The 19,682-nt window shown below is 59.0% G+C and carries 20 protein-coding genes; 11 read left to right on the top strand and 9 right to left on the bottom strand.

What is annotated here, in order from left to right:
- Positions 1 to 24: 24 nt before the first annotated feature.
- The 4 genes from AC2FF8_RS04320 to AC2FF8_RS04305 all read right to left on the bottom strand — a co-directional run bounded on the left by AC2FF8_RS04320 (position 25) and on the right by AC2FF8_RS04305 (position 4,216).
- Complete coding sequence (locus AC2FF8_RS04320; protein WP_170343667.1) at positions 25 to 714, bottom strand: P-loop NTPase family protein; 690 nt, start codon at positions 712 to 714, stop codon at positions 25 to 27.
- Complete coding sequence (locus AC2FF8_RS04315) at positions 715 to 1,788, bottom strand: AI-2E family transporter (protein WP_425078631.1); 1,074 nt, start codon at positions 1,786 to 1,788, stop codon at positions 715 to 717. It abuts the gene before it with no gap.
- A gap of 89 nt (positions 1,789 to 1,877) precedes the next feature.
- Positions 1,878 to 2,852, bottom strand: a complete 975-nt coding sequence (locus AC2FF8_RS04310; RefSeq protein WP_496879004.1) for an isopenicillin N synthase family dioxygenase — start codon at positions 2,850 to 2,852, stop codon at positions 1,878 to 1,880.
- Positions 2,852 to 4,216 carry an FAD-dependent oxidoreductase gene (locus AC2FF8_RS04305; protein WP_496879003.1) on the bottom strand — a complete coding sequence of 455 codons (1,365 nt, stop codon included), beginning with the start codon at positions 4,214 to 4,216 and terminating at the stop codon, positions 2,852 to 2,854. The genes AC2FF8_RS04310 and AC2FF8_RS04305 overlap by 1 nt, the downstream gene beginning before the upstream one ends.
- A 168-nt stretch (positions 4,217 to 4,384) precedes the next feature.
- Here AC2FF8_RS04305 and proS point away from each other — a divergent pair, with 168 nt between their 5' ends.
- Positions 4,385 to 5,725: a proline--tRNA ligase gene (proS, locus tag AC2FF8_RS04300; protein WP_170343671.1), complete on the top strand. Its 1,341-nt coding sequence runs from the start codon at positions 4,385 to 4,387 to the stop codon at positions 5,723 to 5,725.
- 116 nt (positions 5,726 to 5,841) lie between these two features.
- Here proS and AC2FF8_RS04295 read toward each other — a convergent pair whose 3' ends face one another.
- Positions 5,842 to 6,201 (bottom strand): hypothetical protein, encoded by a 360-nt coding sequence (locus tag AC2FF8_RS04295; protein ID WP_170343672.1) that lies wholly within the window; start codon positions 6,199 to 6,201, stop codon positions 5,842 to 5,844.
- Positions 6,202 to 6,557: 356 nt separating this feature from the next.
- Between AC2FF8_RS04295 and AC2FF8_RS04290 the strand changes: the two genes are divergently transcribed.
- Both AC2FF8_RS04290 and AC2FF8_RS04285 read left to right on the top strand, forming a co-directional pair.
- Positions 6,558 to 7,853 carry a lipoprotein-releasing ABC transporter permease subunit gene (locus AC2FF8_RS04290; protein WP_496879002.1) on the top strand — a complete coding sequence of 432 codons (1,296 nt, stop codon included), beginning with the start codon at positions 6,558 to 6,560 and terminating at the stop codon, positions 7,851 to 7,853.
- The gene (locus tag AC2FF8_RS04285; RefSeq protein WP_257599112.1) at positions 7,846 to 8,532 is read left to right on the top strand and encodes an ABC transporter ATP-binding protein; all 687 of its coding nucleotides are present in this window, start codon (positions 7,846 to 7,848) and stop codon (positions 8,530 to 8,532) included. Before AC2FF8_RS04290 ends, AC2FF8_RS04285 begins: the two co-directional genes overlap by 8 nt.
- Here AC2FF8_RS04285 and AC2FF8_RS04280 read toward each other — a convergent pair.
- Entirely contained in the window at positions 8,516 to 8,953 is a 438-nt protein-coding gene (locus tag AC2FF8_RS04280; RefSeq protein WP_170343675.1) for a DMT family transporter, read from the bottom strand. The two genes, AC2FF8_RS04285 and AC2FF8_RS04280, sit on opposite strands and share 17 nt — an antisense overlap.
- Positions 8,954 to 9,050: 97 nt before the next feature.
- Between AC2FF8_RS04280 and AC2FF8_RS04275 the strand changes: the two genes are divergently transcribed.
- Entirely contained in the window at positions 9,051 to 9,458 is a 408-nt protein-coding gene (locus tag AC2FF8_RS04275; RefSeq protein WP_496879001.1) for a c-type cytochrome, read from the top strand.
- Here AC2FF8_RS04275 and AC2FF8_RS04270 read toward each other — a convergent pair.
- Positions 9,455 to 10,147 carry a hypothetical protein gene (locus AC2FF8_RS04270; RefSeq protein WP_170343677.1) on the bottom strand — a complete coding sequence of 231 codons (693 nt, stop codon included), beginning with the start codon at positions 10,145 to 10,147 and terminating at the stop codon, positions 9,455 to 9,457. The two genes, AC2FF8_RS04275 and AC2FF8_RS04270, sit on opposite strands and share 4 nt — an antisense overlap.
- Positions 10,148 to 10,189: 42 nt before the next feature.
- Positions 10,190 to 10,852 (bottom strand): DNA-3-methyladenine glycosylase I, encoded by a 663-nt coding sequence (locus tag AC2FF8_RS04265; protein WP_496879000.1) that lies wholly within the window; start codon positions 10,850 to 10,852, stop codon positions 10,190 to 10,192.
- A 419-nt stretch (positions 10,853 to 11,271) separates the two neighbouring features.
- Between AC2FF8_RS04265 and AC2FF8_RS04260 the strand changes: the two genes are divergently transcribed.
- From AC2FF8_RS04260 to AC2FF8_RS04240, 5 genes are all read left to right on the top strand, one after another.
- The gene (locus AC2FF8_RS04260; protein ID WP_425078624.1) at positions 11,272 to 12,222 is read left to right on the top strand and encodes an ABC transporter substrate-binding protein; all 951 of its coding nucleotides are present in this window, start codon (positions 11,272 to 11,274) and stop codon (positions 12,220 to 12,222) included.
- Positions 12,223 to 12,232: 10 nt separating this feature from the next.
- A complete protein-coding gene (locus AC2FF8_RS04255) occupies positions 12,233 to 13,282 on the top strand; it encodes a quaternary amine ABC transporter ATP-binding protein (protein WP_496878999.1) in 1,050 nt (349 codons plus the stop codon).
- Entirely contained in the window at positions 13,279 to 15,345 is a 2,067-nt protein-coding gene (locus AC2FF8_RS04250) for an ABC transporter permease (protein ID WP_496878998.1), read from the top strand. The genes AC2FF8_RS04255 and AC2FF8_RS04250 overlap by 4 nt, the downstream gene beginning before the upstream one ends.
- Before the next feature lie 104 nt (positions 15,346 to 15,449).
- The gene (locus tag AC2FF8_RS04245) at positions 15,450 to 16,115 is read left to right on the top strand and encodes an NnrU family protein (protein ID WP_496878997.1); all 666 of its coding nucleotides are present in this window, start codon (positions 15,450 to 15,452) and stop codon (positions 16,113 to 16,115) included.
- A gap of 70 nt (positions 16,116 to 16,185) precedes the next feature.
- Positions 16,186 to 16,707, top strand: a complete 522-nt coding sequence (locus AC2FF8_RS04240) for a DUF2478 domain-containing protein (protein WP_496878996.1) — start codon at positions 16,186 to 16,188, stop codon at positions 16,705 to 16,707.
- 79 nt (positions 16,708 to 16,786) lie between these two features.
- On the opposite strand, the gene AC2FF8_RS04235 is transcribed toward AC2FF8_RS04240, so the two are convergent.
- On the bottom strand, positions 16,787 to 17,461 hold the full coding sequence (locus AC2FF8_RS04235) for a VPLPA-CTERM sorting domain-containing protein (RefSeq protein WP_480683888.1): 675 nt from the start codon (positions 17,459 to 17,461) through the stop codon (positions 16,787 to 16,789).
- Between the two features lie 253 nt (positions 17,462 to 17,714).
- Here AC2FF8_RS04235 and mobC point away from each other — a divergent pair, with 253 nt between their 5' ends.
- Together mobC and AC2FF8_RS04225 are read left to right on the top strand one after the other, a co-directional pair.
- A complete protein-coding gene (gene mobC, locus AC2FF8_RS04230) occupies positions 17,715 to 18,143 on the top strand; it encodes a plasmid mobilization relaxosome protein MobC (protein WP_496878995.1) in 429 nt (142 codons plus the stop codon).
- The gene (locus AC2FF8_RS04225; RefSeq protein ID WP_496878994.1) at positions 18,140 to 19,630 is read left to right on the top strand and encodes a relaxase/mobilization nuclease domain-containing protein; all 1,491 of its coding nucleotides are present in this window, start codon (positions 18,140 to 18,142) and stop codon (positions 19,628 to 19,630) included. The genes mobC and AC2FF8_RS04225 overlap by 4 nt, the downstream gene beginning before the upstream one ends.
- Positions 19,631 to 19,682: the final 52 nt, after the last annotated feature.

The following is a 19,682-nucleotide window of genomic DNA, read 5'->3' as shown; positions in this document are numbered from 1 at the left end:
GGATGCGAAATTGGCGGGTGCGGGTCAATCACCCGTCTCGATCTCATCCGGGCTCATGTTCAGAACCCGCACGGCCAGGGAACGGGTGATGTCGCGCTTTTCCATAAGGGCCAATTGATCCAGTTGCGCCACCACGTCGGCCGCAGTTTCAAATCGCCGATCCATGTGTTTGACGAGATAGGCGATTACCTCGGGACCGGGGTTCAACTGCCGATCTACGAACAGTTTGGCCAGAACCGCGCCCAGCAATGCATCGTCGGGCGGGTCCAGCGCCACGTGATGGGCACCTTCGACCCGGCTTTGCAGGTCCGCCAGCGGCAATTCCCAGAATTTCGGGGCCAGCCGACCTGTCATCAACAAGGCGTGCCCTTCGGCCAGAACCAGATTGTGCAGGTGAAACAGCGTTTTCTGCTGTTCGGCATCGTCGGCGATCATGGGCACGTCTTCGACGGCAATTGGCCTGCGTGCCAGATCCGGGACGTCGTCATACCGCAAGTCGGCGGCCTGAATGATGCGTCCGCCGGTTTCCGCGGCCCAGACATGCGCCAGATGGGTTTTACCTGCGCCAGCCGGGCCAGTCAGAACAAGCTTGTTTCCCGGCCAGGATGTGGCCGAGATCATCGCCACAGCCAAAGCATTGGCAGGCGACACAAAGAAATCCTCACGCCCGAGCGCAGTCTTGGCGGGCAGATCAAAGCTGAGTTGTCGGGGCATTTACTCGGTTTCCTGATCCTGACCTTCAAGACCGGTATAAAGTCGGCTGTCCAGGTACAGCGATGTGGCAAATCGGGCCAGCACGCCCAATGCGGCGGCCACGGGCACGGCGATCAGCATACCGACAAAGCCGAACAAAGCCCCAAAGACAGACAGGGCCAGCAGCAGCCAGACCGGGTGCAGCCCGACAGAGTTGCCCACCAGCTTGGGTGTCAGGAAATTCCCCTCGGTGACCTGTCCGATGGCAAAGATGCCCGCGATCAGCCCGATATGCGCCCAATCACCCCAGAACTGAAACAGCGCCAGCCCGATCGCCAGCGAACCACCGATCAGGGCGCCCAGGTAAGGGATGAACGTGACCAATCCGGCAATGAAACCCACGATCAGGCCAAATTGCAGACCGGCCAGCATCAGGGCAACCGCATAATAGGTGCCAAGGATCAGGCAGACCGTTCCCATCCCGCGCACGAAAGAGGCCAGCACGGCGTCAATCTCACCGGCCAGCCGCCTGATGGTGGGGGCATGGTCACGCGGCAGGAGTTCTCCGATGCGAGCGATCATGCGATCCCAGTCCAGCAGCAGGTAAACAGCCACGACGGGTACGATCACCAGCAAGACGACGATGTTGATCGCAGATCCAAGCGACGCGAGAACCGTTTGCAGGACATCCCCTGTTTTGGATTTCAGCATGTCGCCGAAGGACACCAGCATCTGATGAGTATTTGATTCCCGGTCTAGCAGCGACGGGAACTGTTTTTCAATGAACCCGCGCAATTGCTTGAACAGATCGGGCAGAACGTCGATCAGATCCAGCAGCTGGGTAATCAGGGCAGGTACGACCATCAGGACCGCCAACATAAATCCCAGAACGCCGATGACGGTGATGATGGCTGTGGCTGCGACGCGCGACAGGCCCAACCGCTCCAGTCGATCCGCAACGGGATCAAGAAAATACGCAATTGCTCCGCCAATGACGAAGGGCAGCAGGACATCCCCCAAGGCCCAGAGGATCAGAACAAAAACCGCAGCGGCGATGCCCCAGTATCTCAGCTGATCCTTTACCGGCAAAGCCATGGCAATCCCCTTGTTCAGGCCCTTGCAGGCGTTCTTGGCGCATCAAAGCCCATGATGCAAGCGCTTCATTGGGAAGGGCTTTGCCGGTATCAATCGTGCAACGTCCCCAGTTCCGGGGTGTCTTCTTCTGCGGTTTCATCAGGCCAGTTGGTGCGCCAGATTTCCGCCGACCAGTGACCACAATGAACCGCTGGGCGGTCAAAGCCGGGCAGGGCGGGCAACAATGGCTCAACAATGACGTCATGGCGGGGTACGGCGAAATAGGGGAACGAGTACCGTTCCTTGCCCGATCTGTTCACCACCCGGTGTGGCGTGGACTTCAACCGCCCGCCTGACCACAGCTCCAGCATGTCGCCGATATTCACCACAAAACCGCCGAGTGGGCAGTCAGGTGAAATCCACTTGCCGCTGCGGGTCTGCACCTCGAGCCCGCCCACCGGATCGGGCGCGATGATGGTCAGTGCGTCCGTATCCTTGTGCGGATGGATGCCATAACCTGCTTCATCCGCAGCCTGCGGGGGATAGTGCAGCAATGTCATATTGGTCATCGGGTTTCGGAACGCGTCGCGCAAAATGCCAGAGGTCAAGCCCAGGCCGGATTCCAATGCGCCCAACAACACATCAGTGACCTGATCCAATTGACGCCAATAATCCAGGATGACCTCTTTTGCCTCGGGGACTTCAGCGGGCCACAGGTTCGGGCCGTACAGGGCACACTCGGCGCGCACGGGGTCGGTGGCGGCAACCTCGTGGTGCAGCTTGTAACCCTCGTATTTGTCGGCTTTGCCGGATCCATCGTTGGGTGTGAAAAAACCCATCGGGATATAACCGCGATAATTCTCGCGTGTGATGGCCTGATCCCATTTGCGGGCTTCATTGATGGCAAAGATCTCTCGTGTGGTCTGACGGACCTGATCCACCGTCTGCTGGGACACACCTGTTCCGGTGATGGACAGAAACCCGATCCCCGTGCAGGCCTCAATGATGCTTTGTACCGTTGCATCAAAGGCTGCGCTGCCAGGATCGGACAGCGGCGAGATGTCTATTGTCGGAATTCTGTCCATCAGTGAACCCTGACCCCCTGACGCTCTAGTTCCGTGTGAACAGGTGCCAGGTTCAATTGATCCAGGTCCTGATTGCTTTTCAGTGACATCGCGGCTGCAATGCCCGCGCCCTGACCCATAACGGCGCAGCAGGCCATGTTGCGCGTGGCGGCATGGGCCACCCGGTCGGCACCGTGTGACCGCCCCGCGACCAGCAGGCCCTTGACGCCCCTGGGCAGCATCGAGCGGTACGGGACCTGCATGTACCGCCCCGTGGTCGGCAGGATCAGGATGCCATACCCGTCGATGAATTCGGGGTAGATGCCGATCGTATCCTCGAACCGGCCCTGATGGCGGGCGTCGTTTTCGGTCATGTTGTATACCGCATCGATTTTGCGGGTGTCGCGAATGCCGATGGTCATTCCGAAATTCCGCAGCCGAGCGTTCGCGCAGCCGGGCATGAACCGGCGCAGGGCTTCGATGGCCAACATTGACTGGCGCCGACCTTCGATTTCACCGCGCGTCAGGCTGTCGGGGTCGGTCCCGTCGATCCCGGCCAGGTGAATGAGGTTCATGTAGGTCAGTTCGCCCGTGTCATGCATCGCGCCCCAGGTGCCGGCGATGGTGTTCAGATGCGGCGGGATCAGACCTTCATCAATCGCCTGCTGGAAGGGCTTGTGCACGAAGGGTGAGAACATGGCGTCCTCTTTGCCGCTGGTTTCGATATTCCACTCACCGCCGCCGCCCCAGTCCTTGTAGGTCTGCGGGTCGGCCTTGACGCCCTCGATAAAGGCGCGCTTGTCCACTCCGGCCAGGTGGAACATGACAGAGGCGGCCATCATGTCCTCCCGTGGCGTTTTATGCGTCGGGGCCCCCGCGCGATGGGCCACATCGGCGTCGCCGGTTGCATCGATTACCACCTTGGCCAGTATCGCCTCGCGCCCGGCCTTGGATTCGGTGATGATGCCGATGATCCGGTCCCCTTCCTTGACGGGGGCGACGAATTGCCGGTGCAGCATCGGGTGAACACCCGCCTCTTCGACCAGCTTGTCCGCCACCAGCTTGAACCCTTCGCTGTCCAGTTCATAACTGAGCGACTGGCTTTCGGGCACCGCCGCGCCCATCTCTTTGGCGCGGGTTTCGAATTCCATCCCGATGCCGCCGGCCTCGACGGTTTGCTCGTGCCGGTACCAGGCGAATCCTTCGACGCCGACGGCGGTGATGTTGCCGCCCATGCACCCGAACCGGTCAACCAGCGAGACGTCCACACCTGTCCGCGCTGCGGCCAGTGCTGCGGCCAAACCGGCAGGACCGGACCCGACGACCAGCACGTCTGTAGAGTGGACAACGGGAATGCTGCGGGCGGGTTCCTGAATGGTCTGCATCAAGGCCTCATGGGTTTTGAGTTTGCGCCACAATTGGAATTCCCGATTGCAGGGTCAATCAAAAAACCGACTGACGCGAAGTCGCAAAAACACCAATGCCCGATTGCCCCCGGCGGTGGTTTGACATAATCACCTTTGAAGTCGAAATTTACCTTTGAAGGTTAACCCATGCGCCTCAGCCGTTACTTTCTGCCCGTTCTCAAGGAAAACCCGTCCGAGGCCCAGATCGTCAGCCATCGGCTGATGCTGCGTGCCGGGATGATCAAGCAGGCCTCTGCCGGGATTTATTCCTGGCTGCCGCTGGGCTTCAAAGTGCTGCGCAAGCTGGAAAACATCGTCCACGAAGAACAGGCGCGGGCGGGTCACATCGCGATTCAGATGCCCATCATCCAGTCGGCGGATTTGTGGCGTGAATCCGGACGCTATGACGATTATGGTCAGGAGATGCTGCGGATGAAGGACCGGCATGACCGTGACATGCTGTTCACACCCACAGCCGAAGAACTGGTGACCGATATCTTCCGTGGCCACGTGAACAGCTACAAAGACCTGCCGCTGACCCTCTATCAGATCCAGTGGAAGTTCCGCGACGAAATCCGCCCGCGTTTCGGCGTGATGCGGGGCCGCGAGTTCTATATGAAGGACGGCTACAACTTCGACCTCACCAAGGAAGACGCGCTGCACGCCTATAACCGCCATCTTGTCAGCTATCTGCGCACCTATGAACGTATGGGCCTTCAGGCGATCCCGATGCGCGCGGATTCCGGGCCCATCGGCGGCGATGACACCCATGAGTTCCTCGTGCTGGCTGACACTGGTGAATCCGAGGTCTTCTATGACAGCGCCGTTACCGACCTGACCTTTGGTGATCGTGAGATTGACTATGACAGCCGCGAACAATGTCAGGCCATTCTGGAAGAGTTCACCTCGAAATACGCGCGCACGGATGAAACGCATGACGAGGCGCTGTTCAATCAGATCCCCGAAGAACGCCGCCGCGTGGCGCGTGGTATCGAAGTTGGGCAGATCTTCTACTTCGGCACGAAGTATTCCGAGCCGCTGGGTGCGACCGTGCAGGGCCCGGATGGAAAACCGGTTCCGGTGCATATGGGCAGCCACGGGATCGGTGTCAGCCGTCTGGTCGGCGCGATCATCGAAGCCAGCCATGACGACAAAGGCATCATCTGGCCCGAGGGCGTGACCCCGTTCCATTGCGGCATCGTGAACCTGAAGCAGGGTGATGAAGAAGCGGATGCCGCCTGCGACAAAATCTATAACGCTCTGACGGCCTTGGGGCTGGAGCCGCTTTATGATGACCGCAATGAACGGGCAGGGGGCAAGTTTGCGACCATGGATCTGATTGGTCTGCCCTGGCGGATCACGGTCGGCCCGCGCGGTCTGAAGAATGGTGTCGTTGAACTGACCTGCCGCCGGACCGGCGATAGCGAGGAACTGAGCCCCGAGGCGGCCGTTACCAAAGTTGCTGAAATCTACCAGCAGATTGCCTGAGCACCGTCACCGGTGACGGGTTTTGGTGTCACGCAACACAGATCCGTTTCACCAGGGTGGCCATGCGATTGCTTTGGCCACCAGATGTGATCTGACCAATTCGATTGGTTGAGACGTCAGTCTTGGTCTGCCGTCGGGCGCGTTGCCAGGATGTCGCCGTTGGCCCCGTCGCCCCGTGCCACCACGATCGGACGACCCAGCCGGTTGACCAGTTCGCGAAACTCAAGGCCCAGAAACCGCAACCCGCAAACCCGCGCGTCCGTGGTTCGATCCGTGATACACAGACGCCCTTGCCGGAAAACCAGACGGTACCCTTTGTCTTTCAGAATATCCGTCAGATTGCCCCAGCTTGCCGCGCTGGCAAAGATTGGCCGAATGGCCGCACGCAGCAGCGCCGCTGTTTCACAATCCAGTTCTGTTGATGCTTGGCGGGACGGAATTACCCCCGCACCGTTGGTTGAGATTTGAAAATTCATTGAGCGACCCCCGCTCCTTAAATGTGTTCCCCCACAGATAGGGTGACAAAGTTTCTGAAAATAATCAAAAAGAGTAATAAAATTTCGCGCCCATTGTTGCTTTTTCGATTCAGGAGCTCACAAAGCGCGATGATTAACTTCATACATGAAACAATATCAGTTTGTCTGTGATGCGCTTCACAACTCATGGTGTAACGCCAGCTTCCGAAGTCATCCGATCGGCTCAATCGTTCCAGTTGCACACCGAGTTGATTCGGCTCATTCAGGCTGAGGAGTCGGGTCAGAGGGACAACCGGCTTGACCATCGGGTGAAATGCCGAAACTGTCCCCGCGAACACGAACACCCCGGAGCATGTATGGCCAAGACACCCCCGCCCTTTGCCCCTTTTGAATGGAAAATCGCATGGCGTTATCTGCGGGCCCGCAGGGCCGAGGGCGGCGTCAGTGTGATGACCTGGATTTCCCTGATCGGGATCACACTGGCAGTGTTTGCCCTGATCGCGACATTGTCGGTCCGGTCCGGCTTCCGTTCCGAATTCGTCGGCACCATTCTGGGCGCAAACGCGCATGTGACGGTCTATTCGTCAGGCGAGATCGATGCCCAGGGGCGGGTGGATCGCACGATCGCCGACTACGAAGAGCGCGCGGCCCGTATCGCACAAGTGCCCGGTGTTCAACGCGCGGCTCCTTTGGTGAAGGGGCAGGTGCTGATCACCAACCGCGACCGCAGCAGCGGGGTTGAGGTGTTTGGAATGCGACCCGACGATCTGGTTGATCTGCCGGGTATAGCCCAGGCAGAGCAGGCTGTGGGGGACTTGTCAGAATTTCAGACGGGTCAGGATGTCATTGCAATTGGGTCAGGCGTGGCGCGTAGCATAGGCGCCACCGTGGGGGACGTCGTCAAGTTGACCTCGCCCAACGGGGTAAAAACCGCCTTCGGTACGTCGCCCCGCGTAAATGCCTATCGCGTTGTCTATGTGTTCTCGGCGGGGCGCTATGACATCGACCGAACGCGTGTCTACATGCCGTTTTCGCAGGCGCAGAGTTTTTTCAATCGCGAAGGTGTGGCGGATGAGATCGAAGTGATGGTGGAAAAGCCCGAGGAACTGGGCCCGATCCTGATTTCCATTCTCGAAGCATCGGGCGAGCGCAGCCAGATCTGGACCTGGCAGGATGCATCCGGTGGGTTCCTGCGGGCATTGGAAGTCGAAGACAACGTGATGTTCATCATCCTCTCGATCCTCGTTCTGATCGCCGCGATGAATATCGTCTCGGGCCTGATCATGCTGGTCAAGAACAAGGGCCGCGATATCGGCATCCTGCGCACCATCGGTCTGAGCGAAGGGTCGGTGCTGCGTGTGTTTTTCATCTGCGGCGCTTTTACCGGCCTGATCGGAACGGCTTTGGGAGTCATCCTGGGGTGCCTTTTTGCGATCTATATCGATCCGATCTTTTCGTTCGTAAATTACGTGATGGGCGGTGGCGTCTGGGATCCGTCGATCCGGGGCATCTATGCTTTACCCGCCGAGCTGCACCTGAGCGATGTGCTCAAGGCCATCGGCCTGTCGCTTGGCCTGTCCTTTGTCGTCACCTATTTTCCTGCCCGTCGAGCGGCGCGGCTGAACCCGGTCGAGGCGTTGCGCTATGAATGATGTCACATTGCGTCTGAAGGGTCTGACCAAGACCTATCTGAAAGGCAAACCGGGCGAGGTGCAGGTCTTGCGCGGAGTTGATCTGGATCTGCGCGCGGGTGAGGCCGTAGCCATGGTTGCGCCCTCTGGGGCAGGTAAATCAACGCTTCTGCATATCGCCGGTCTGCTGGACATGCCCGACGAAGGAACCGTCGAAATCGGCGGGCAGAATGTATCGGGCAAGGGCGACCGGACCAGAACCGCACTGCGTCGGCAGGATGTCGGGTTCGTTTATCAATTCCACCATTTGCTGCCGGAATTCACGGCATTGGAAAACATCACCCTGCCGCAACTGGCCAATGGTGTGTCGGACAAGGCCGCACAGGCCCGGGCGCTGGACCTGCTGGACCGTGTCGGTGTCGCCGCACGCGCCAGCCACCGCCCCGCAGCGCTCTCTGGCGGGGAACAACAACGGGTGGCATTCTGCCGGGCCTTGGCCAATGCGCCCCGTGTTTTGTTGGCAGATGAACCGACGGGCAATCTGGACCCCGAAACCTCGGATCAGGTTTTTGATACATTGATGAAGCTGGTGCGGGACGAAGGGTTGTCGGCGTTGATCGCAACGCACAATCTTGACCTGGCGGCGCGCATGGACCGGATGGTTCGGCTTGAGGGCGGGGTGCTCAGGCCAGTTGAGTGATCGCAACACCAATGGCCATGACGGCGATCCCGCCCATCCGCATGAGCGTAAGCGGTTCGACCTGTGCGCCGAACAGGCCGAAATGGTCGATGGCCGCAGCGCTGATCAATTGCCCGAGCAGCACAAAGAACACGGCATTGCCCACCCCGAAATGCGGTGCGACATGGGTGATCGACAGGACATAGAAAGCAATCAGGACACCTGCAAGCAACAGGTGTTTCGGCGCATTGGCAATCTTGGACAAGGCCGCAAATCCGGGAAACAGCGCCATGACCAACGCCGAGGCGACGAAGGCGATGGCAAACAGCACAACAGCTGCCGCAGTTGGCGACCCGATGACTTTGCCCAGCGCCGCGTTAAGCGCGGCCAGGATCGGAATTCCAAATCCGGCGGCCAGCATGATGGCGGCGTATTGTGTCATTGCCCGAACCCTCTGTACCTTTTTCGTTGATCTGGATCATTGCGCCATGACGGCCATCGGGCAACCCTGCAAATGCCAATCCAGGCAGGAGGATACGATGTTCAAGGCAACAATCAGTGTGCTGGTTCTTGGGGTTTCGGCTGCTGCCTCGCAGGCCGCCTGGGCTCAGGACGCGAAGACCGGAGAAGAACTTTATATGCATCATTGCGCGACCTGCCATGGGATCGATGCAATGGGGCAGGGTCCGATGGCGGCCGTGCTGGTGGTTCAACCAAGCGATCTGACCGCTTTGTCCAACGAGGAAGGCGTGTTCCCGACTGCCCGCGTTGTCGCCCGCATTGATGGTCGGGACCCATTGGTCAGCCATGGTAGCCCGATGCCGGTTTATGGTCCTTACTTTGACGGGCAGGACACATCCATGAAAACGCCGCAGGGGCAGCCAATTCTGACGAGCCAGCCCATCGTGGATCTGGTGGCCTTTCTGGAGACCCTTCAGCAGAACTAGGTTCCGCTGCAAATCCCGTCGATCTCGGCCTCGCTCCAGGGAAGCAGGATTGCGCGCTCTCGCCCTTTTTGCGGAAGCGGGGACAGATCAAAATGCGCGCCCAGCATCGTGTGCAGCCGTTTGGTTCGGGTGGCCTGGGGGTCAAGCGCACGGCAGCAAACGTATTCCTCGACGATGGCGCCCTGCTGTTCAAACCCGTAGGACAGGAAGTCCGGCGAGGTTTCGAGGTCAAAAAGATACGGGTCGCTGCGCCCACCATGTTCCGCCGCTGCTCGCAACGGGTGGTAACCGGTGGTCCGGCGATTCTGCCACTGCCAGACATGCGTCAGTTCATGGGCCAGCAGCATCGCGGCCACCAGGTTCATCTGATCCGGGAAATCGGACATGTAGTCTTCCAGATACCAGTCGCGCGCAAAGTAGACCTTGTTGAACAGGGCCACGGCTGCTGGCCTGCCTGTCACCAACCCGGGTTCCACCGGAGGAAGGATACGCTCGCGGCAGGCCAGACGTGGGCGCTCCTCGCGGAAATACGTCACGTTGGCAACCGGCGCACCTTGGACCAATCGCACGCTGTCAAGGTTCAGGGTTTCGCCCTGAATGGCATCCGCAAAATCACGCTCTTGCTTTGTCAATTGACGACCGCAGGAGGGCAGCAACAAAAGAGCACACAGGAATACGCGCAGAACCATGAGGTGAATCCTAGTCCGCTGCCTGCAATCCGCAAACCGTTTTCACAGGCTCATGGCCAGAGCGCGGCTGATTTCCGTCAAAGACCGGCCGGATTGATCCATCCAGGAATTGAAGGCCCGTTGCACCGCCGCCATGGCTTTTTTCGACGTGGCGGGCTTGTCGATCACGCCTTCGGCGATCAGACGGGCGGTGACGTCCCGCGACAGAATGAAACTGTCGCGCCCCGCAAAGCGCATCGCATATTGCGCCGAAGCCCCGCCAAGACGGGATCCGCGTTTGGCCAGCATGGCAAGAAGGCTGACATAGTCATCCGAGGGCCAGCCCCCCAGAACCTTGCCCGCGCCGCCTTCGTCGCGCAGTTCCAAAAGGAACGCCGCGTTGTCCCGCACTGCTGCGATCTTGGTTCCATTGCGGACAATGCGTGTGTCTTGCAGCAGGGAATCGAACTTTTCATCATCCATGAACGCGCACCGACCCACTTCGAAACCGTCAAAGGCGGCTTCGAATCCTTCCCATTTGTTTTCGATGACCTTCCAGTTGAAACCGGCCTGAAAGACGCATTTCGTGATGATCGATAGCCACCGGTCGTCGGGCATCGCCGCCAGTTCTTCGTGGCTTTTGGGCTTGGTCAGCTGTGCTTCAAAGGCTTCGACCCCACCGTGGCGAGAGGCGGCAATATCAAAGATCTCTTCAAATGAACGCATAGACCCAACCTCAAAGCTGTCATGTGAAGAGTGTTTTGTTTTGCCTTCCTTTTGCAATGAGAATTTTGAGTGTTTGAAACTCACCCGACCGGAATTGAAACTCGGCCCGAACAAGAAAAAACTGTGAACTGTCAAAGAAATCCTCGACAAACGGGCTTAAAACGGTTTGTGATTGACTCGTCAGTCAACATTCCGGGCCCGGGGCTAGGGATAATGACGGGTCGGGCAGGGGCCTTTGCGGCGTCTGCGGGGAAACATCAACGGTTTGGCGGAAAGAAAACCGCGCCGTTACAAACTGATCACTTTCCTTTTCCGACTGAATTTGTGCATGTTGCGACATGGTATTGTCATCAGACAAAGATACCGGCGGGAAAAACCTCGCCGGGGTGGGCAAAACAAATAAGACAGGGAGAAAATCCATGAAAAAACTGAGTGTAAGCCTTATGGCCCTGACCGTTGCCGGTGCGGCGCATGCGGCGGACATGGGCGCCGTGGACGAGCCGATCAAACTGGCGATCAACGAATGGACTGGTCAGCACGTGACCACGCATGTGGCGGGTGAGATGCTCAAGGCAGCCGGTTACAAAGTGGAGTATGTGACCGCCGGCATGATGAACCAGTTTCAGGCTCTGGCCGATGGAGACATCGACGCGACGCTGGAAATCTGGTCGTCCAACGTGTCGGATGAATATGCCAAGAAGATCGAGGAAGGCACTGTTGTCGAAATCGGCGATCTTGGCCTGGATGCCAAGGAAGGTATCGCATACCCGGCGCATGTCGCTGATCTGTGCCCCGGCTTGCCTGCGTGGGAAGCGCTGAAAGACTGCGCGCAGGTCTTTGCCACGGCGGAAACTCTGCCCGGTGGCCGTCTGGTCGATTATCCGGCCGACTGGGGCACACCTGGCGCGGATCGCATGGCGGGCCTTGAGCTGCCGTTCAAGGCTGTTCCCGCCGGTTCCGAAGGTGCCTTGATCGCCGAACTTCGGGCTTCGACCGAGCGCAAGTCGCCACTGTTGATCACATTCTGGCAGCCGCACTGGGCGATGTCTGCCTATGACGTGCAGTTCGTTGAACTGCCCGCAGGTGAAGAGGCATGCTTTAACGATCCGGCGTGGGGTCCGAACCCGAACGCGGTGAACGATTGCGACTTTTCGCCATCGCGCATCTTCAAAGCCGGCTGGAGCGGTATGGAAGAGAAATGGCCCGCCGCCTATGAAATCCTGTCCAACTATCAACTTGCGGTCGAAGACCAGCAGCCGATGATGGGCGCGATCGATGTTGACGGCGGAAAGGTCGAAGAAGTCGTCGCCGTCTGGATGGCCGAGAACGAAGGCAAGTGGCGTCCGGTCGTAGACGCAGCAATCCAGTGAGCGCACGTAAGTGACTGACGCGAACATGCCAGCCATCGCCTGCCGGAATCTCTGGCAGGTCTTTGGCCCCGGCGCTGACAAAGCCCTGACCGACGCGCTGTCTCGGTCAGGGAACGACGCCGAAAAAGCCGCCGCCGACCTGCGGGAAAGCGGGTATATCCCCGCCGTTCAGGACGCCAATTTCGAGGTCAAGGAAGGCGAGTTGTTCGTCATCATGGGCCTGTCGGGCTCGGGTAAATCCACTCTGATCCGCTGTATCTCGCAACTGTTGCCCGGCACCGGCGGTGAAATACGGGTCGATGGCGAGAATGTCATAGGCGCCTCGAAAAAGGCCCTGACCGATCTGCGCCGTAAAAAGCTGGGCATGGTGTTCCAGCATTTCGGCCTGTTCCCACACATGACCGTTGCTGAAAATGTCGCATATCCTCTGCGGGTGCAGGGCGTCGGCAAAAAGGAACGGCTGGACCGCGCGCAGGAAGTGATCTCGCTGGTCGGCCTGGAAGGGCGCGAAGACAGCTTTCCCCGGCAACTGTCAGGTGGTCAGCGTCAGCGCGTGGGGATTGCGCGATCTTTGGCCGTGAACCCCGATATCTGGTTTCTGGACGAGCCGTTTTCTGCGCTTGATCCGCTGATCCGTCGCCAGTTGCAGGACGAATTCCTGCGCATACAGGCGACCCTGAAGAAGTCGATCGTCTTCATCACTCACGATATTCAGGAAGCGCTGAAGCTTGCTGACCGCATCGCCATCATGCGGGACGGCAAGATCGTACAGATCGGCACGCCCACGGATATCGTCCTGCGACCCGTTGATGACTATGTGCGCGAGTTTTCCAAGGATGTCGCCAAGGGCCAGCATGCCAAAGTCGCCTCGGTCATGCGGAGCGAGGCAGAATGTGGCCCGGATGATCCCGGCCTGACCACGTCGATGACACTGGACGCAGCCCTGGCCCATTGCATGGAGTTGTATGAACCCGTGCCGGTGCGGGATGCCGATGGCAATGTCGTCGGCACGGTGCACCCGTCTGATCTGGCTGCCGCACTTCAGGTGGATGAAACATGACCGCCTTGACTGACTTTCCGACGCAACGCAGCGCGCAGTTGACGGCCGGTGCCAAGGCCGCCCTGATCACGGTTATCGTCGGTGCGGTCTGCCTTGCTCTGGAGGGTATCGCCCCATGGCTGGTCAAATGGCCCGCCGCGTGGGAACTGCCTGCAACCCAATGGGTGGGCGCGTTTCTGGATTGGTTTCTGAACCTTATCAAACCGGCGATGCGGTTGTTCTCGGATATGATGACCTATCCGATGAACTGGGCGAATTTCGTGCTTGGCAACACACCATGGCCCATCCTGATCGGGATCGTGACCGCGCTGGGCTGGTATCTGGGCGGCTTGCCCATGGCGGCGCTGGGCTTTTTGGGCCTCAGCTTTGTGTTGGCGTCAGGCTACTGGGCTGAGAGCATGAACACGCTGGCCTTGGTCGCGGTATCCGTTCCGGTGGCGTTGATATTGGGTGGTGGCATCGGCATCCTCGCCAATGAGGTGCCGCGGGTGAAATCCTTCGTTCAGGCCGTTCTGGATGTGATGCAGACCGTGCCGACCTTCGCATATCTCACGCCCCTGTTGTTGCTCTTTGGCTTTGGCCCCGTCGTCGGTCTGATCGCCTCGGCCATCTATGCAGCGCCGCCTATGGCGCGCAATGTGATGCTGGGGTTGGAGCGGGTCGAGCCCGAGATCAAGGAGGCCGCCATCATGTCTGGTGGCACCCGGTTTCAGCAACTGTTCCAGGTGGAAATCCCGGCGGCTGCGACGCAGATCATGGTGGGCGTGAACCAGTGCCTGATGGCGGCGCTGTCGATGGTGATCATCGCCGCCGTCATCGGTGGGTTCAACGACATCGGCTGGGAGGTCCTGCTGACCATGCGCAAGGCGCAGTTCGGGGAATCTCTGATGGCGGGTCTGGTCATCGTGGTCTTTGCCGTCGTCATAGATCGCATGAGCGGCACCTTGGCGACCGAGCGCAAACGTTATGACAGCCGGGTTGTTTGGGCAATTCTGGGGTTTGCCGTGGTCTTCACTGCCGCCTTCTGGGCCTGGCTGCCGAACCCATCCGAACTGACCTTGCTGGATCCGATGGCCGAGGCCGTGGACAGCGGCCTGACCGCGTTCACTCAGGCCAATGGCCCGTGGTTGGATGCGCTCAAGAACAATTCACTGTTCTATGTGCTGCTGCCTTTGCGGATCGGTCTGGATCAGGCGGTGCTGCCCTTTACCTGGGGCTTTCAGTGGACGCCGGGCATGAGCTTTGGTCTGTTCGCCGCAGGTGCCGTAATTGCACTGCTGATGGCGTGGCGTGGGCGGCTGACGGGCGGTCTGATCGTCCTGATCCTGATCGGGATGCTGGAAACCGGCATTGCCAACCTGCCGTGGCCCTTTGTCCTGACCGGTGCCGCTGCTCTGGGCTGGGTCGCGGGGGGCTGGCGTCTGGCGGCGCTGTGCGTGGGGCTGCTTTGCACCATCCTCGTTTCGGGCCTGTGGGAGAGGGCGCTCTTGTCGCTTTACCTCAGCGGTGCGGCGGTGTTTTCCTGCGCCGTGGTCGGCGGCCTGATCGGCCTTGCCAGCGCGGTCTGGGAACCAGTGTGGAAAGTGGTCCGTCCGATCTGCGACATGTTGCAGACAATCCCTCTGTTCGTGTTCCTGATCCCGGTCCTCATGGTGTTCCAGATCGGCGAGTTCTCGGCCTTTCTGGCAATCTGTGCCTATGCGATCGTGCCTATGATCCGCTACACGCGGCACGGGCTGGTCAACACGCCGGACGAGATGATGGAGGCCGCGATCTCAAGCGGTGCGACCGAGTGGCAGATCATGCGCGACGTCCGTGCGCCTTATGCCGCGCCCACGATCCTGCTGGGACTGAACCAGACCATCCTCTATGCCTTTGCGATGCTGGTGATCGCCGCCCTGATCGGCACCACCGGTCTGGGCCAGTCGATCTATCTGGCGCTGGGTCAGGCGGATGTGGGGCTTGGCATTTCGGCCGGGGCCGCGATGGCGATTCTGGCGCTGATTGCCGACCGCATCGTGCAGGGGTTTGCCGAAGAACGCCGCGCGGCGCTTGGGTTGTAACACAGCACAGGGGCGGTGCCCCCGCCCCTGTGCCTGACTTGATTTCGGACAAGGATACCACCGCCATCCTGATCTAGACCGATCCCAATAACGCGGAGATCACCATGACCGGTTGGGTCCTATTCCTTGCAGCACTCATCACCTTCCTTCTCAGCCACGCGATTCCCGTTCGGCCCGCCATACGCGGACGGCTGATCGATACACTCGGACGCCGGGGGTATTTCACCGCTTATTCGGTTCTGTCGCTGGCCGTCCTGGCGTGGTTGATCATGGCCGCTGCCAACGCTCCTTATGTCGAGATCATCCCGCCATATGCGGTTTTGCGTTGGGTGCCGGTTCTGATCATGCCGGTGGTCTGCTGGCTGGCTGTCGCGGGGCTGATCATTCAGAACCCTTTCTCTTTCGGAGGGCTGGGCAATCGGCCCTTTGACCCAGAGCGGCCCGGTATCCTGCGCACCACCCGACACCCGATCCTTGCCGCGCTGGTGCTGTGGGCGGTGGCACATCTGCTGGCCAATGGCAGCCTGTCACATGTGATTCTGTTCGGCCTGTTTGCCGGTTTCGCGGCCATGGGCATGGCCCTTGTCGACCGCCGCAAGTCGCGGGAAATGGGCTTTGAATGGGTCCGCTTGTCCCGCAACACGGCGCGGTTTTCACTGCGCGCACCGCGCCCCTGGCCACGTCCCGGGGTGTGGCTGGCCGCGCTTGCCGCCTATGCGGTTCTGCTTCACCTGCACGCTCCTGTGATTGGCCTGTCCCCGCTTCCGTGAACGAGGGAGTGGCCGGGCGGTGCCTTGCGTGCTATTTGAAACGTCACAAACGAATTACAAGAGGTCCAAGATGCATCTGGCCTATGTCACCACCACCGATCGCGGCGCGACAGACCGCCTGCTGAGCGCCGTTGCGGAACGTCTGCTGGCGTCCGGCGCGAAACTGGCCGGTGTCGTGCAAACGAACACGGAATGTGCCGACAGCAGCAAATGCGATATGGACTTGCGCGTGCTGCCCGACGGTGAAACCATCCGCATTTCGCAGTCGCTGGGCACCCAGTCACGCGGCTGCCGTCTGGACCCCGCAGCGCTGGAACAGGCGGTGGGATATGTGACCGCCTCGCTTGAGGATGCGCCACAGCTGCTGATCATCAACAAGTTCGGCAAGCATGAATCCGACGGTCGAGGGTTCCGCCCCGTGATCGGCGAAGCGCTGGCGATGGATATCCCGGTTCTTGTCGGCGTGAACGGTTTAAACGAAGAGAATTTCCAGACCTTCGCGGAGGGTTCCGCGGAAGCCCTCCCGGCGGATCTGGATGCAATCGAGGCGTGGTTCAACAAGGTCTCGGGACTGCGCCCGGCGGCGGAGTAGAACCTTCCAAATTTGTTTGAGAGACAAAATACGGCGCTGATCAACAATCAGCGCCGCCTTTTTTTCATGTTGGGTGCAACTAGGTTGTCTTAAGCCTGCGGTACCCGAACAGGCCCAGAACGGCCCCGATCAAAAGCAGCCCGCTTGCGGGCAAGGGGACCGGTGCAACCTGCAAGTTGTCCACATTGAATTCGCCACACCATTGGTCGCACCAAACGGTATTGGATCCAAGGCCAAAGGGGAATTTGACCGCGTTGGGGACGTTCAGCGTGATCAACAGTTGATCAATGGCGGTGAACCCACTGGAAAAACCAAAAGTGCTCAAAGCCGAAGGTCCGAACGTCTGCGTCGCAACTGTGGCACCGTTCAGAAGCCCCGAAAATGTCAGGGTCGGGACTGTCGCAGTACCCGCCTTGAGCCACTGGTTGTAAGCCTGCGTTCCAAGCGCGGGTGCAGGGCCGCGACCGGTCTTGAACACACGCGACAAACCAGACAGATCCACGGATTGTGCCGTAAATCTCGTCCCGTTTACGGCCTGCACCACCGTTGACAGCACACCGTTGTCGTCGTGGAAGTTGATCTGATTTCCAAAGTTGTAGACAGGGGCATAGTCAAAAGTGAAACCCTGGCTGGTTCCTTGAAACGTTGTCAGCCCGCTTTGAGGATCATTCGGAAAGTTGTTGTCAAATGTAATAGTCAGCGCATTCGCTGCGCCCGCGACACAAACGGCAAGCGCCGCCAAAAGCAGTCTCATAACAAGTCCCTCGCAAAAACGTGTTCAGACTAGCGGGCGATGCCCGGTTTCGCAACTTTTACGAGTCTTTGCAGCCGTCTTTGCGCATAAGCATGCACGTAAGCACGCGCGGGCAATGCATTCTGACCATCTTTGAAACCTGCTGGAAAGATGGTGGACCTGAGCGTAGATGAGTTAAACCATCTATTCAAGGTTTTCGAAGAATGGGAAACCCATCTCGCACAATATGATCTAGATGATCTGAGGTGCGGCGATGAGCACAACAGACAATAATTTCAATGCGATAGCGAAAAATAAGGCAAAGAAGAAACCCGCGCCGTTCTCATTGCGTCTGACCTTTGAGGAACGTAGCCGCCTTGAAGAGCTGGCGGGCGATGAGCCACTCGGCAGCTATATCAAGCGTAAACTCTTTGACGGGCGTGGTGCATCGCACAAACGCGCCCGCTCGAAGCTCAGACGCCCCGTCAAGGATGATGCCAGTCTGGCAAGGCTCCTTGCACTGCTGGGAAGCTCGCGCATCGCCAACAATCTCAACCAACTGGCCAAGGCCGTGAATTTAGGCTCCCTGCCTGTCGTAGGAGAAACCGAGAAAGACATCCGCAGCGCATGCGCCGATGTTGCCGCGATGCGAAAAGAACTGCTGCGGGCGCTCGGCCAGCGTAGCGATTTGGGGTCGTCATGATACTGAAAGGCTCTCAGCGCGGCGGTGCCAAGCAGCTCGGACTTCACCTTCTAAAGACTGCCGAGAACGAACATGTCGAAATCCACGATATCAGAGGCTTTATGACCGACGATGTCGTGGGCGCGCTCCGCGAAGCTGAAGCCGTGTCCAAGGGTACAAAGTGCAGACAATTCCTGTTTTCGGTCTCACTGAACCCGCCCGAGTCCGAATCCGTCCGTATTGAGACGTTCGAACAAGCTATTGCAGCAATCGAAGAAAAACATGGCCTGACCGACCAACCCCGCGTAGTCGTCTTCCATGAGAAAGAAGGGCGGCGGCATTGCCATGCCGTGTGGAGCCGCATCGATGCAGAAACCATGACCGCCAAGCCACTACCTTTCTTCAAAAACAAGCTGATGGAAGTATCGAAGCAGCTTTATCTTGAGCATGGCTGGCAGATGCCAAGAGGCTTGGCCAACAATAAGGACCGCGATCCCCGCAACTTCACCCTTACTGAATGGCAGCAAGCCAAACGCGTCGGACGGCATGCTGGAGACCTCAAAGCCGACATTCAGGAAGCCTGGGCGATCTCAGACAGCCGGAACAGCTTTTCGCATGCGCTCGAAGAGCGTGGGCTTTTCCTAGCGCGTGGTGATCGGCGCGGTCATGTCGCCTTGACGTTCGAGGGGGAAGTGATCTCGATCCCCCGCGCCATTGGCAAGAAGTCGAAGGATATCACAGCGCGTCTGGGCAAGCCGCAGGAGCTGAACACCGTCAGTGAAACCCGCCAACGCATCGCGCAAGACATTGCGCCCAAGCTTGCCTCTTACATCACGAAAGCACGCGCCGACGCTAATGTTGAAAAATCTGCTCTTGAGAAACGTCGTCAGGAGATGCAAGCGCAGCAACAGTCTGAACGCGCTAAGCTCGATGCCAGTCAAAAGGCCCGTGTTGAAAAAGAAGCCGCCGCTCGATCAGCACGATTGCGAAAAGGCCTACGCGGATTGCTCGACCGCGTAACCGGCAAGCGTGCCGCGCTCGAAAAACAGAACCAGATGGAAGCCGTTTGGGCACTTCAGCGCGACCGCGAACAGCGCCATACCTTGGTCGAAGCGCAGCTCCAGGACCGGCAGAACATTCAAGCTGAAATTGTCGCAGCCCGCAATCGTCATGCTGAGGTGCTGCGTGGCTTGCACCACGATAGGACAAACAACCGATTGATGATGCGTGGCTTAGAACGGCAGGCGACGAAAGAAACACGCGTTCAGAGCTCCAAAACTAATGCACGTTCGGTGAAGCAGGCCTACGTTGAGAGCCAGAAAACGATGTCGGCTGAGCGGGTGAAGGCTGCTCAAGAACGGCTTGAAAGTCTGCGTAAAGATCAGCAGCAAAAACCAACCGTCCGCGTTCGTCAGACAGGGCGAGACGCCATATCACCGCAAGATCGTCTTCAACGCCTGCGAGAAGGTCGAACACGCAAACCGCGCGGACCAGAACTCGACAGATAGAGAACCAGCTCCCCTCCAAGAATGTGAATTGTGCAGTCCAGCAGGAAACTGC

Source organism: Ruegeria sp. YTSA144, assembly GCF_059610125.1.
Note: the sequence above shows the minus strand (reverse complement) of the source record. Positions and strands in the feature narration are given on the sequence as shown.